Source organism: Prevotella melaninogenica (assembly GCF_018127925.1).
GTDB lineage: Bacteria > Bacteroidota > Bacteroidia > Bacteroidales > Bacteroidaceae > Prevotella > Prevotella melaninogenica_C.
In genome coordinates this window covers 719,042-732,929 of the sequence record NZ_CP072348.1, presented here as the reverse complement: position 1 = coordinate 732,929, position 13,888 = coordinate 719,042, and the positions used below count along the sequence as shown (strand labels likewise).

Genomic DNA, 13,888 nt, shown 5'->3' with positions numbered 1-13,888 from the left:
TGATAAGTTAACGAGTGGACAGGTAAACGAGTGGACAAGTAAACGAGTTGACAAGTTGTTTGATAAGAAGGATTCAATCCCTTTTAATCATTTCAACTTGCCAACTCGTTTTATTAACCAACTAATAAGTTATTATAAATCTTATTATTAAGTAACTTGTTTACTTGTTAACTTGTCAACCCGTTAACTCATTGCCTATATTCTATCAAGCACCTTGTTTACTCGTTAACTTGTCAACTAATCGAACCTACCCTCTAATCATTGTTATAATCATCTTGAATCGCTCAGGTGCATTCACAGAGTGAGGTGCACCACTTGGAATGATGAAACTTTCGCCAGCACTAATCACGTGCTTTATGTTTTCAACGGTCAATTCCATTTTTCCATCAACAACCTGAATGAAAGCATCGAATGGTGCGGTATGCTCTGAAAGTCCTTGGCCAGCATCGAAACTGAACAAAGTAACACTACCAGCATTGCTGTGTACCAATTCTTTACTTACTACGCCACCTTCTGCATAATCAATCACACTGTTTGAAGTGAAAACAATTCCTTTTTCTACTTTAGCCATGTTTGTATCTTCTTTATTTGATTTATAATATTTTGTTTTATTTCTCTATATTAAATGCAACAAAGTTGGTGCCAAATTAGAAAGTGGGAACAAATGTTACTATTAAAGTTGTTTATGGTGCGTTGTAGGTAGATATAATGGTAACTTATTTGGTCCATCTCATTTTTTGAATGGGGTATTGATAAGATTCTTAATTGTGTTTGACTCCTTTTTCTAAAGAATTTTAAAAGTACTGAGATAGATGATGCACTTTACTACTGAGTACTGATAATAAGATGTTTTTCCTTAAAATTAATTTTGCTGTCACTTCTGTCATTCAAGGTCTTTGGCTAAAGACTTAGTTTACAGTATAGTTACAGAAAGTGTTAAAAGTGACAGCAAATATAAAATAAACTTATTCTTGTAGGAAGTATAGTAATCTCTCTTGTTAAAGAGGTTTTATTACTACATATATCTAAGGAAAGACTTATTTTTTCTTTACGGTTATATTTCTTTTCAGACCCTCGAATTTAACTCGTTTAACTGCAGATCCTTTAAATAACCGTTGATAATCTTCAACTGTTAGATTGTGCCACTTCTCTTTGCTCATACTGAGAAGCTCAGGCTTCGGTTGGAGAGCTGGTTCTGTATTAGGTGTAGCAAAGCGATTCCAAGGACATGCTGTTTGGCATCGATCACAGCCATATATTGTATCACCCATATGGCTTTTTGCTTCGTCAGATAGTTCTCCACGATTTTCAATCAGTTGATATGAAAGACATCGTTCTGCATGGAAATCTTCATCAGGGATGATTGCGCGAGTAGGGCAGGCATCAATACAACGATGGCAACTTCCACATCGGTTTGATATCGCTTCATCGTATACATCAACATCAAAAGGTAAGAAAATCTCACCCAAAAAGAACATAGAACCTGCATGAGGAATGATGAGCTGATGATTGCGTCCTACCCATCCAAGTCCTGCCTTCTGTGCCCAATAACGTTCAAGGACAGGAGCAGTATCACAGAAGCAACGTACTGAGGGTTCTTCGCCTTCTTCTTGTTTGGGGAGTTGCCACCGTTCTGTTATCTTTATCGCTAATTCCCTCATCTTTTGCTTCATTAGGTCATGATAATCTAAACCAAGTGCATATGCTGCTATTTGATACTCGCCTTTAGGTAGCTGTTGAGCTGGAGCATAGTTGAGAGCAAGTGAAACGATACTCCGTACACCAGGAACGAGAAGTCGTGGGTCAAGTCGTTTCTCTAAGTAATTTGTCATATATGCCATTGAAGCCTCTTCACCATTCTCCAGCCATTTACGATATTTCTGTGCTACAGCTTCATCAACAGGTGCTGCCTTTGCTATGCCACAAGCAAAGAATCCCATAGAGTGTGCTAAAGATTTTATTGTTGATGATTGGACGACAATTGAATCTTCCTTATTTATGTTAGGGCATAAAGCATCTATTGATGACATATAATGAGTTTAAATTTCCTTATAGAAAGAAAGGGTGTAATTAGATGATAGTTAAATGAGAAACATAAACTACTACCACAATATTTTTATTTTTTATACCATAGAGGAATGTGTGATTAAAATGTTTCGGCAGGGTCATCAGGGAAGACTTTAAACTCATAACCTTGGTTTTTAAGCCATTGCAATGATTCAGGGAGTGCTGTACGAAGTTTATCAATACTTTTGAGAGAGTCATGAAATGTGATGATAGACCCATTACGAGCATATCGCTTTACATTGTTTACAACATCTGCAGCTGATAACCATTTAGAATAATCACGTGTTACAAGGTCCCACATAACAACACGATAATTTTGTTTTACCCACCAATATACTGTATGGCGTAACCATCCGTGTGGTGGACGGAAATAAGGAGTGTTGAGAAGTGCATCTGCCTTAGTAACATCTACAGCATAGGTTAGTGTCCAGTGTTTGAAAGAACCAAGATGATGATAAGTGTGATTTCCCACTTTATGTCCACGACGTATTACTTCCTCATAGATTTCTGGATGTTTTCTTACATTGTCAGCAACCATGAAGAACATTGCCTTTGCATTGAATTGGTCAAGTATGTCGAGAATAAATGGTGTTGCTTCGGGTATTGGTCCATCATCAAATGTGAGATAAATGGAGTGATCGTTCTTGTCCATACGCCAAAGAGCGTGTGGATAAAAGATACGTAGCCAACGTGCAGGTTGTTCTATTAGCATATTATTCAATACATCCCTAAACTCTTTTCTCAATGACTGAGAAAGAATTTGTACTTTAATATTATTATCGTCTATTCGACTAAGATTCTGTTTGTGTAAAGCTAAGAACGGATAGTGTAAAGCAAAAAGCCAGAGTTTGGCTGTCTTTAAGGACAACCAGATTCTGGCTTTTAGTTTTGAATCTCTTTAATAGGATTATAGTAATCCTACATCAATGCACCACCTCTATTTTTGAATCTTACAAAAAGATTGTTAAGCTGGGCTGCATGTTTGTTTGCCCATTCACGATCAGCTTGCTCATTCTCGTTAACAAGATTCATCATAATCTGGAAATTCATCTTACATGAACTCTGAGACATATTGAAGAGACGAGGATCAAGACTCAAATAGTAGTTTACATACTGAAGTGAAATCTTCCACAAATCATCATACAGCTGGCGTGCCTTTACTTTCTGACCAAGTAATGCGTATGCACGTGCCATATCTGATGAACCACTCATGTAGCTGATTGGCACGTTATAGCTTGGTATTTCCTTCTCAGCTTTCTGTAATACTTTCAACGCTTTAGCCTTCTCACCCTTTGCAATGAGGTGAAGTGCAAGGTCAGCCATCTCACGACGATGTGTATAGCACATACGAGCTACAGTTTCATCGATGTAAAGTCCTGGCTTGCTAAGACCACCCCATTTGAAGCGATTCATCATGACATCATAAGTCTTCTCTGTATCGAAGTTACGCATATTGATGCCTGTAGAATTTGCATTGTCCATTGTAGAGAATGGAGTAATACGATTTACGAGACCTTCTTGAATGAAGTTTTCACCTAAGTTCATAAAGTTCTCAGCTCCAACGGTTACAGCTACATAGAGAGGACGTGTCCAGTTACAGTTAGCAATCATCTCAAGCATCATCAAATCATTCTTGTATAAAGCTTGTTTTCCTGCCAATGAGATAACCATTCGATCTGGAATAGAATCACCTGGACGCATCATACCACTGCGACGAACAGCCTCCTTATCGATAGTCATGTAGATGGTATCAGTAGGGATAACATGGCTGTCAGCATTCTTTGAACGTACCCAATACTTGAGAATATTCTTTAATTCAAATGGGTCGTCACCAAATTGTGCCTTTGCTGAAACAGGATCCTGCTTATAGAACTCTCGTATTTGTTCCTTGAATTCTGGTTGAATCTGTACATACTCATTTGTTCCGCTTACATAATCAAGGCGTGGCCATGAGATAGGTACACTTGGTGAGTTGTATGCTGGACGGCGCATTTGATCGATGTACCAGTCTGTCTGCAAATAAGAAAGGTTACAAACACGTGTATCTGTACGCACTCCCTCAACCTCTTGGTTATACCAAAGTGGGAAGGTATCGTTGTCACCATTCGTAAAGATGATAGGATTACCCTTCTGCTGTAATGAATTAAGATAGTTCTGACCAAAGTCACGGCAAGTATATCGACCTGAACGATCGTGGTCATCCCATGTCTGAGATGCCATCTGGATAGGAACAAGCAGACAAACAAGTGAGATGACAGAGGCTGATAATACTGGTGCAACCTTGAGTTTACGTGCCCAGTCGTAGAGTGCCAATACTCCTAATCCACACCAGATAGCGTATGCATAGAATGATGCAGCATAAGCATAGTCACGTTCACGTGGCTGACTTGGTGTCTGATTCAGGTAGATAACAATGGCAAGACCAGTCATAAAGAACAAGAAGAATACGACCCAGAACTGTTGTATACCACGTTTTCCACGCCATGCCTGCCAGAAAAGACCGATTAATCCGAGCAATAATGGTAGACAATAGAAGACGTTGTGTCCCTTGTTTGCTTTCAACTCATCTGGTAATAAGTTTTGGTCACCATAAAGCGAATTGTCAATGAATGATATACCTGTAATCCAGTTACCATGTTCTGGTTCACCGTTACCTTGAATATCGTTCTGTCGTCCTGCAAAGTTCCACATGAAGTAACGCCAGTACATGAAATTACACTGATAAGAAAGGAAGAACTTTAAGTTTTCCCATTGTGTAGGCATCTTTACGCCATCAACATCATGTCCAGTAATACCACCCATCCACTGTTCGTATAGACCTGCAGAACCAGGGTTGTACATACGTGGGAATAACATATTCTGTTCGAATACCTGTGTTGCTTTATGACGGACAATGAAGTAAGAGTCTTTCTCGTCTTTAGACGCCTTCTCCTTACGCTCATAAACTGGTGCACCCTCATCAAACTTATAGTGCATACCATCTTCTGCCACAGCAGGTTGACTTGAGTATGCCTGTCCGTAAAGTAATGGACGGTCACCATATTGGTCACGACTCAGATAACTACCCAAAGTAAAGATATCCTCTGGTGAGTTCTGATCCATTGGTGGATTGGCTGTTGAGCGTATAACGATTACAGCATATGAAGAGTAGCCGATAAACAACATCAGCATACAAAGCAAAGCTGTATTCTTTATGCGTGAAGAAACAAGTGCAACACGCTGCTTTTTGCCATCCTTGTTAAATGGACGTTGCCACTGAAGCAGTACGTAAACGAGTGCAAGAACAACAAGTCCTGTAAAGAATGCTGTCCATCCATAGCCATAGAATGGAATACCAATCAGTCCCAGTGCTGCCAAGAATGCTATATTTTGACGGCGTGGGTTCTTATCCTGATATGTCTCATAAATGCCCCAAATGAAGGAAGCAATAAGTAAGGCTATATAAATAATGGTACCCGTGTTGAATGGCATGCCAAGTGTATTCGTGAAGAACAACTCAAACCATCCACCTACTGTGATAATACCTGGAACAACACCATACAGAACGGCTGCAACGAGGACTACTGAAAGGAGCAAGGCAAAGAGTGAACCTTTCAAGTTTGCATCTGGCACCTTCTTATAATAGTAAACCAGTGCAATGGCTGGAATACAAAGGAGGTTGAGTAGGTGCACACCAATAGACAGACCAGTCATATAGGTAATCAGTACCAACCAACGGTCAGAATGAGGTTTGTCTGCATTATCTTCCCATTTCAATATAAGCCAGAATACAACAGCTGTAAATGCTGATGAATAGGCATATACCTCGCCTTCAACTGCTGAAAACCAGAAAGTGTCACTGAAAGTATAAATCAGTGCACCAACAAGGCCTGCACCTTCGATGGCGATAGTTTTTGCAAGTGAAGGAACTTCACCATCACGCACAATCAGTCGACGTGAGAGGTGGGTAATGGTCCAGAAAAGGAACATGATACACGTTGCCGAAAGCAATGCGCTCATGGTGTTAACCATACGTGCTACCTCTGTTGGGTCGCTTGCAAAATGTGAGAAGAGATTGGCTGTAAGCATAAAGAATGGTGCCCCAGGAGGGTGTCCAATCTCCAGTTTATAGCCTGTTGTAATGAATTCGGGACAGTCCCAGAAACTGGCTGTCGGTTCAATTGTGGAACAGTAGACGAAAGCTGCAACAAAGAATGCAAGCCATCCGACGATGTTGTCCACCAGTCTGAATTGTTTCATTTATACGATTAGAATTTACTGTCTGCTCATCTTTCTCGGATAAACAGAGATATTTATTTCGAAATAATCACTGCAAAGATAATAATATTAATCAAAACAACATAAAGAGAGTGGAGAAATTATAATAAAATGTGATGAAAAGAACATGACTAACGTTTGGAATTGACTTTATTTGCTTGGTTTAAAGCATAAAGGTAAGATTATGCAAATGTGTTTTTTTGAAGTTCTATACTCGAATAGAAGGATTATATTACTCATCTTACAAGAGTATTTTTTATTTTAAGTTGCTGTCACTTTTAACATTTCATGTAATACTACTGTAAACTAACAAGTTATATGATGATTTTGAATGACAGTAGTGACAGCAAAATTATTTTTAGAGAAATACTTTGTTCTCTGAATACTGAGGATGGGTGCATTAAAGTCCATTTGGTTATTATGGATATACCAATAAGTTTTAGGGAATCGCAAATGATTGTGTTTAAGAATGATGATTAAACTATTCAAATGTTTGAGATGAGTATTCATTTTTTTACATCTTGATATAAGTTTGCATATAGAAACTTTAAAATACTTGTAGTGTTGCTTAGCACATATTGTGCTGTTGATAAGCACCATTGGTGCGAAGTACTAACACCATTGGGATGGAGTACTTTTCACTTAGCTGTATATTGTCAAATTGGACTGGAGTGATGAAAAAAAACAAAGGGTATGGTTGTCTTGCTGTCAAAGGATGCACGAAGTAGCAGTTTATAGCCCAATACACATCTGCCTCTTACATGATTGAAAACACGACTAATACCCTGCATTCTCACGCCATTCTTCCCAAGCATGGTATCATCTATAATGAAAAGCGAGATAACAAGTGACTGATGCCAAACTTACCAAAAAGATGAAATAAATCATCACTCATCCGAGTTTTAACACTCAAGAGTTTGGATAACTCACTTATTTTCTTTATTTTCGCTTCCATAATAGTTGTGTTGTCTTGTCTTTAAAATCAGTTGTTTAGCAATTACTAATTTACAAAGAAAATTCGACAAACTGTTATTTCTCTATCTATTTATTAGGGTGGGTAACTTTAGTTAAATATTTAAGACAAAAAGCTGTTAAAGATGCATGGAAAGCAGAGAAAAGATTGGTGGAAAGGATAGGGTGCGGTTCCAGAAGATGGACAAAGAAAGAATTAAAGGAATTAAAAGAAACAGGAAAAGTAAAGGGTTACGAAGGACATCACATTAATAGTGTAAAAGGACATCCAGAAGATGCTGGTGATCCGTCAAATATTGAATTTGTGAAGAAAGGTGGAGAACATCTTAGTAGGCATAATGGTAATTACAGGAATCCATCAAGTGGGAAGAAAATCAATAGAGATTAAATCAACTATTGTCAAATTCTTCATTTTTAATGATGAGCCTTTACCATAAATAGTATAGCGTATATAGAAGAATAGAATATGAATAAAACATATAGGGATTTAATTTATAGATTTCAGAACCAGGGTATTGAAGAATCCCAATCCACTGGTGCAATCCTTATAGAAAAAGCGCCCCATATAGCCCCCGAGGCTTGGCTAAACACCCTGTATCCTCCGCTAAGTAAGAACGATGTCCAAGCATTGGAGAAAGAATTGGGCATGGAAATTCCCATCGATTATAAAAAATTCTTGTTAGATGTAAGCAATGGCTTGGACATATTGGTTGGAACCTTTTGTTTAGACGGTTTAAGAAGAAACTATAAAAGAAGCACTGATGAAAGCCGCCAACCGTTTTCGATTATTACGGCAAACATTCGGGAAAGACCTCGAAATGCCACAGACGACCATTTCTTTATAGGCGGTTATGACTGGGACGGTTCTTATCTTTATATAGATAAAAGAACAAGCACCGTGCACTATTGTGATAGAGACGATGCAACCTCCCTATTCCAATGGGAAACGTTCGAGCAAATGCTTATATCAGAGTTAAAGAGGATATACTCACTGTTTGATGAGAGGGGAAGAAAAATAGATGAAGACCTTTATACCACCCCAATTAAAAGGTAATATAAAGCCTCGTGATATTAGTCATATAAGGGTATCAGTGAACACCCATACAAGGGTATTGACGAACACTCTTATAAGGGTACTAACAACGGGTATACAATAAATCCGAATCGGAAACGTTATTAGAGTATATAACATAAAAAAAACAATAAATAATAATCTAAAGTTTCCCACCCCTTAAAACACAGGTTTTTCTCATTTCCCTTTGCCTGTCGTTCCCCTATATCCATTGACTTTTAACACATGACTAACTGAAGTTATGCAGTGTGTCCATATACCTTATCCCATTTTCCAATGCTTCTGCCATTACAAAGATTTTGCACATCGCTTTGTTATTACCGCTGATTGTAGCCATAAGGTGTTGGGGGCGTCACCCCAAGCGTTTCTCCAATGACAGGCGGGATAACAAGTGACCAAAGCCAGACTTACCAAAAAGATAAAATAAATCATCACTCATTCGAGTTTTAATACTCAAAAGTTTGGATGACTCGCTTTTTTTCTCTATTTTTGCTTCCATAACTGTTGTGTTGTCTTGTCTTTAAAATCAGTTGTTTAGCGATTACTAATTTACAAAGAAAATTCGACAAACTGTTATTTCTCTATTTATTAGGGTGGGAAACTTTAGTTAGTTATATAACATTGAAATCCCAAAATAAGTAAACATTATCTCATAAAATAAATGATGGACATAACACTATTTGAAAATGTACGTAGTCTAACAGCACTATATAAAAACATACCTCAACTCCAAGATGTTGAAATAATAAACATTATCGTAGTTCCAGGCGAAGACCTCGAACTTATACTAACATTAGATACATCAGAACTTCCTGATAAATTACCTTTAAAATGGTTAGACTGCAAGGTAAATACAGTTCAAATTGAATTTGATTTTATAGGGGTGAGGATTATAAATTTTAATATAGATAATGGAAGTAATTATTGTTTTAGAATAGAGAGATTACGAGGAAATGAACATATCATTATTCTTACGAATAAAGCGAATTGTGATAAAATTAAATTTGAGGCAAGATGGGCGTATATAAAAATATAAGTGGTTATACTAAAGAGTAAATAGTGAATTTAATAACTGCAAAAGAGGTTACTGATTCCAGATTAAGTGGGCTCATTGAGGAGTATTTTAATATGCTCAATTTCAGAGATAATGCTCTAAAATGGGAATTATCAAAATAACTAAAGTTTCCCACCCCCCTTAAAACATTGTCTTTTCTCATTCCCCTTTGCCTGTCGTTCCCCTATATCCATTGACTTTTAACACATGACTAACTGAGGTTATGCAGTGTGTCCATATACCTTATCCCATTTTCCAATACTTCAGCCATTACGAGGATTTTGCACATCGCTTTGTTATTACCGCTGATTGTAGCCATAAGGTGTTGGGGGTGTCACCCCAAGCGTTTCTCCTAAAACGCGAAGAATGCGCTCGAGACAAGCAAGAACTCTCTTCCATAACATGAGTGCCATGAGGTCGTCCTCCATATCCGAAAAGAGTTCGCCCATGGTTTGATGTTTTGTGATTATTTTTCCAAAGGCATGTCTATATATGTTAGGTAACACAGCGTTGCGTCGGCTATCTGACCATTAAAGTAGCAACCTTTAAAATCACCTAATCCGAGCTACTACTTAGTTTCCTTTTTTCTATGAAGAGGAATATAAACAAATACGGACACACATAAGCGTGTGTCCGTAAATGATTTTAGGTGTATTAGACGTGAAGTCTGTCAGCCCTATTAGTAAGTTAAAGCGTTGTTACAATAATGTCTGTTATGCTTTCTTGGTTTCAGTAACCGTTTCTTCACATAACTTCTCATTTGTTGTATTAACTGTATATTTATCTTCTCCTGCGTAGAAACGGCGGTGTGCTTCCTCCTGGCGAGGTACAGAGAAGTTGCTAACACGTTTCATGTAACCAATAATGCGAGTGAGATAATCAACATTCTGAGAATGACAATGTGGACATTCGTGCATATAACGTTTGTCTATGTGACCGCAGTCGTTGCAGACGGTATTTGGAATGTTGAATGTGAAGTAGTTGCAACCTTCCTGTGCAGCGACACGCAACAACTGACGATACTGAGGCTCAGAGAGGTGCTCTTCGAGGTTCATGTGAAGTGCAGAACCACCAGTTAGATGTTCTATATAAGGTGCTCCGTGCAGTTTGAACTTGTCAAGAATCGTCAACGAGTTGTCCTCAACGCGATAGAAATAGCTGTTGTAGCAATTGCGTGGAACAAAATACCCATCTTCTGAATCCCATTTAGCATGCTTTACTCCCACATTTTCTGCAGGAATCATCTCGCAGTTGAACATAGCTTCCTTTGTACGGAAAGCCTTATTCTGTGTTTCTATCAATCCAAGTACAGTCTGTACGAACTTCTTATAGTCCTCATTCGGTGTGATGTCAAGTCCCATGAATTCTGCAGCCTCTACGAGACCATTGATACCAATAGTCAGATACTGGCGATCAATGTTGATGTATCCAGCATCAAAGAGTGGGAGCATGTGATTACGTAGTAACTCTTTGAGGTTTTCATTGTATGCTAATTGTACCTTATGGCACAACTCGATAATATGCGTCAGATACTCCTTGTAATCAAGGTTGTTATTGACTGCATACTGAATACAGCGATTGAGGTTGATTGTCAATACACTCTTTGATCCAGTTGAGACGCCACCAGCACCGAGCGTATAAGAGAAGCCGTTATCTTGAATCTCATTACGCAGACGACAGCATGAACTGAGTGAGTCGGCATTATCGCTCATGTATGTGAAGAAACTATGTCCCTCAGAATACATCTTAGCGGCAAAGTCACCCCATTCCTTATCCTTGCAATCACCATTCTCTGCTAACAAAGCCATTGTTTCAACAGGGAAGGTGAGAACAGTCTTTAGACGCTCTTGGTTGAACCAAGTCATAAAGCGTTTTTGTAACCATGAAAGGCTCTCCCAGTCAGGCTGTGAGCCATCTGGGAAATAGAAGTTTCCGAAGAGTGACTCGAAGTATGGGCGGTCATAATAAGAAATGTTCCAGAATATCGCTTGATAGTTGCGGGCACCTGTAGGCTGGTTCAGTGAATAAACTATCTGCTCAAAGTAATCAGTAATCACCTTGTCAATGGTACGCTTTCTTAGGCTAAGATCAACAACTTCATCAGCACGCTCCCAGTAGTCTTTACCATATTCCTTTTGGATAAAGTAGTTCATGTACATCAAGAATTCTGGCGTAGCGCAAGCTCCAGCAAGCATAGATGACACCATGAATACCATATTAATAAAGCCACCACAGAAACTTTTCAGATTTGTTGGCGCAGTCGAATTTCCACCAATTGAATTTGTACCTCCAATAAGCCAAGGGTACATAGTGATGGATGCACAATAGTTGGCGAGGTTTGTCTCGTCATTCTTATATATAAAATGGTGGTTTAGAAGGTCAATATACTCATCAGCCAAGTCCTTACCATACATCTTCTTAATACGATCAACAAGTAGTCTGCGGTTGAGACGAATGAATCCCTGTTTAGGAAGTTCGCCAATAAGTGTTGCGATGTTCTTATGTTCAACATTTGCATTGGCATCAAATTTTGAACCTGTAGCTGCATTTGACGCAACACAATAGTCAGAAAGAAACTTCATCTTTTCAAGAGTTTCACGGTCTTCAGTATGTTGTTGACGATAAACGATGAAACTTTTTGCTACCTGATAATAGCCTTCTTTCATAAGTGCCAACTCAACCTGATTCTGGATGTCTTCTACCTTGATGTCGTTTTGAATATTCAAGTTAGCGATGATTTTTGATAAAGTACCCAAATCAGTAGGTTCGTTGACACTTTCGAATGCCTTGAGAATAGCATTCATAATTTTGTCGAGGGAGAACCGATCCTTTGACCCATCACGTTTTGTGATTGTAAAGTTCTTCATTTCCATTGCTCATTTTATCTTTTTAGGTGTTTATAACTCTGTTATTACTGTCTATCAGAAGGTGTAATTTTTATACACTGTTTTCTTGTGAAAGTTGTCTGTTTTGGATAACTTTTCTATTTTTTCTTCTTCAAAAGTTTTCCATTTTGATAAACTTTCTGTTGCAAATTTATATAAAACTATTCATTCTGCAAAAATTATTTGGGCTAAAAAATATTGGATAAATTACTAATTTCCTGTACTTTTTTGCTTGGACTCTTGGTGGCAAAAGGGATTGATGTTTATTTCATTTCTAAGATTTTTTTTGAAGGATGTATCCTAAAGTCTAAGAAAATAATTATTTGAATTTTATGGAGAACCTATTTAAGTTAAGTCTATAATGATCTTTTTAGAATGACGCTTACATCATTAAGGTAGTTAGTTAAATATAGAGATTATTTTGTGGCTGTTATTTGTGTTACATATATAAATAATGTAATTTTGCAGGTGGAAACAATAAAGTTATGAAAGATATATCATTAATAGCCTTTGATGCAGATGATACTCTGTGGGAGTGTCAAACTTATTTTGAGGCGGTAGAGAAAGAGTATTGTGAGCTATTAAAGTCATACGCCTCAGCCGATGAAATTTCTAAAGCTCTTTTTGCTGTTGAAACAGCAAATATGCCACTTTTAGGTTATGGGAGTAAGGCTTTCTTATTATCTTTATTGGAGAATGCAATAGAGGTAAGTGGGGGAAGGTTAAAAGCAGATGAGGTTGAGAAGATTATAAAATTAGGGAAAGAACTTCTCCAATTACCAGGCAAGCCAATGGATGGAGTTGAAGAAACTTTGAAGGTTTTACATGAGAGAGGAGAATACCATTTAGTTGTCTTTACAAAAGGTGAACTGCTTGATCAAGAAAATAAGTTTCATCGTTCAGGCTTAAAGCCATATTTTGATGATATTATAGTTGTCTCAGATAAGACAGAGGCATCTTATTACCAATTGTGTGAGAGGTTTTCTATTAATGTTGAGCAGTTATTGATGGTGGGTAATTCTTTTCGTTCGGATATAGAACCTGTATTAAAACTCGGTGGTTGGGCAGCTCATATTCCTTTTCATACAACATGGCAGCATGAAGTTGTAGAGGAGTATGAACACCCTCATTTGTTAAAGTTGGAGTATTTTACACAGTTGAAGCAAGTTTTGTAAACTTGTTTTGTTTTTACTTGCTGAAACTTTTGTAATTATTTCATTATATATCGAATATTTTGTGTAAGTTTGCAAATCGATTATTATAAGGAGATAAAATACTTTTTAAACAAATAGTTAATTAGATGTTAGCACCACAAATAGAATATTCAGACCGAGAAGAGCGAATTGAGTTTATTCAAGAACGTTTCCATTGTAAGGCACCTTCGTGTGGCGGTTGTGGCTCATGTAATCTTCCTGATGGTGTACCAGCAGCAGAATATTTTGCAGATTACATTGATGGTAAGGTCGAATTTGTCAAACTCGCTGCGAAGATTTGGGAGTAGGGGGCTTTCTCCTGCTTGACAATGTAATTCCAATATAAAATATAGTCCTGATAATTTAGGGTTTCTGTGGGACGTCTTAT

The 13,888-nt window shown here is 37.8% G+C and carries 11 protein-coding genes and 2 pseudogenes; 5 read left to right on the top strand and 8 right to left on the bottom strand.

Translation table 11 applies throughout. The features are described from left to right. Nucleotides 1–247 precede the first annotated feature (247 nt). The 5 genes and pseudogenes from J4861_RS08555 to J4861_RS08535 all read right to left on the bottom strand — a co-directional run. On the bottom strand, nucleotides 248–571 hold the full coding sequence (locus J4861_RS08555; protein ID WP_004360870.1) for a cupin domain-containing protein: 324 nt from the start codon (nucleotides 569–571) through the stop codon (nucleotides 248–250). A gap of 466 nt (nucleotides 572–1,037) precedes the next feature. Continuing rightward, complete coding sequence (queG, locus tag J4861_RS08550; protein WP_211817617.1) at nucleotides 1,038–2,030, bottom strand: tRNA epoxyqueuosine(34) reductase QueG; 993 nt, start codon at nucleotides 2,028–2,030, stop codon at nucleotides 1,038–1,040. Between the two features lie 116 nt (nucleotides 2,031–2,146). Continuing rightward, nucleotides 2,147–2,779 carry a polysaccharide deacetylase family protein gene (locus J4861_RS08545; protein WP_211817616.1) on the bottom strand — a complete coding sequence of 211 codons (633 nt, stop codon included), beginning with the start codon at nucleotides 2,777–2,779 and terminating at the stop codon, nucleotides 2,147–2,149. A 206-nt stretch (nucleotides 2,780–2,985) separates the two neighbouring features. Then, a complete protein-coding gene (locus J4861_RS08540; protein ID WP_211817615.1) occupies nucleotides 2,986–6,306 on the bottom strand; it encodes a glycosyltransferase family 117 protein in 3,321 nt (1,106 codons plus the stop codon). Between the two features lie 689 nt (nucleotides 6,307–6,995). Beyond that, a pseudogene (locus J4861_RS08535) lies at nucleotides 6,996–7,279 on the bottom strand (RNA-binding protein); the annotation flags it as partial. Nucleotides 7,280–7,327: 48 nt separating this feature from the next. On the opposite strand from J4861_RS08535, the gene J4861_RS08530 reads away from it, so the two are divergent. Next, nucleotides 7,328–7,684 carry a hypothetical protein gene (locus J4861_RS08530; RefSeq protein WP_346267023.1) on the top strand — a complete coding sequence of 119 codons (357 nt, stop codon included), beginning with the start codon at nucleotides 7,328–7,330 and terminating at the stop codon, nucleotides 7,682–7,684. Nucleotides 7,685–7,762: 78 nt separating this feature from the next. Then, nucleotides 7,763–8,350: an SMI1/KNR4 family protein gene (locus tag J4861_RS08525; protein WP_211817614.1), complete on the top strand. Its 588-nt coding sequence runs from the start codon at nucleotides 7,763–7,765 to the stop codon at nucleotides 8,348–8,350. A 370-nt stretch (nucleotides 8,351–8,720) separates the two neighbouring features. Here the strand turns inward: J4861_RS08525 and J4861_RS08520 are convergent, their stop codons facing one another. Continuing rightward, nucleotides 8,721–8,867 carry a hypothetical protein gene (locus J4861_RS08520; RefSeq protein ID WP_282958360.1) on the bottom strand — a complete coding sequence of 49 codons (147 nt, stop codon included), beginning with the start codon at nucleotides 8,865–8,867 and terminating at the stop codon, nucleotides 8,721–8,723. A gap of 162 nt (nucleotides 8,868–9,029) precedes the next feature. Between J4861_RS08520 and J4861_RS08515 the strand changes: the two genes are divergently transcribed. After that, the gene (locus J4861_RS08515) at nucleotides 9,030–9,404 is read left to right on the top strand and encodes an Imm50 family immunity protein (protein ID WP_211817613.1); all 375 of its coding nucleotides are present in this window, start codon (nucleotides 9,030–9,032) and stop codon (nucleotides 9,402–9,404) included. A 239-nt stretch (nucleotides 9,405–9,643) separates the two neighbouring features. Here J4861_RS08515 and J4861_RS08510 read toward each other — a convergent pair. After that, nucleotides 9,644–9,987: pseudogene (locus J4861_RS08510) on the bottom strand (IS4 family transposase); the annotation flags it as partial. Nucleotides 9,988–10,135: 148 nt separating this feature from the next. Then, nucleotides 10,136–12,295, bottom strand: coding sequence for an anaerobic ribonucleoside-triphosphate reductase (gene nrdD / locus J4861_RS08505; RefSeq protein ID WP_211817612.1), 2,160 nt, complete (start codon nucleotides 12,293–12,295; stop codon nucleotides 10,136–10,138). Between the two features lie 497 nt (nucleotides 12,296–12,792). On the opposite strand from nrdD, the gene J4861_RS08500 reads away from it, so the two are divergent. Together J4861_RS08500 and J4861_RS08495 are read left to right on the top strand one after the other, a co-directional pair. Then, the gene (locus tag J4861_RS08500) at nucleotides 12,793–13,482 is read left to right on the top strand and encodes an HAD family hydrolase (RefSeq protein ID WP_211817611.1); all 690 of its coding nucleotides are present in this window, start codon (nucleotides 12,793–12,795) and stop codon (nucleotides 13,480–13,482) included. A gap of 125 nt (nucleotides 13,483–13,607) precedes the next feature. Further along, entirely contained in the window at nucleotides 13,608–13,808 is a 201-nt protein-coding gene (locus J4861_RS08495) for a hypothetical protein (protein WP_013263873.1), read from the top strand. The last annotated feature ends 80 nt before the right edge of the window (nucleotides 13,809–13,888 follow it).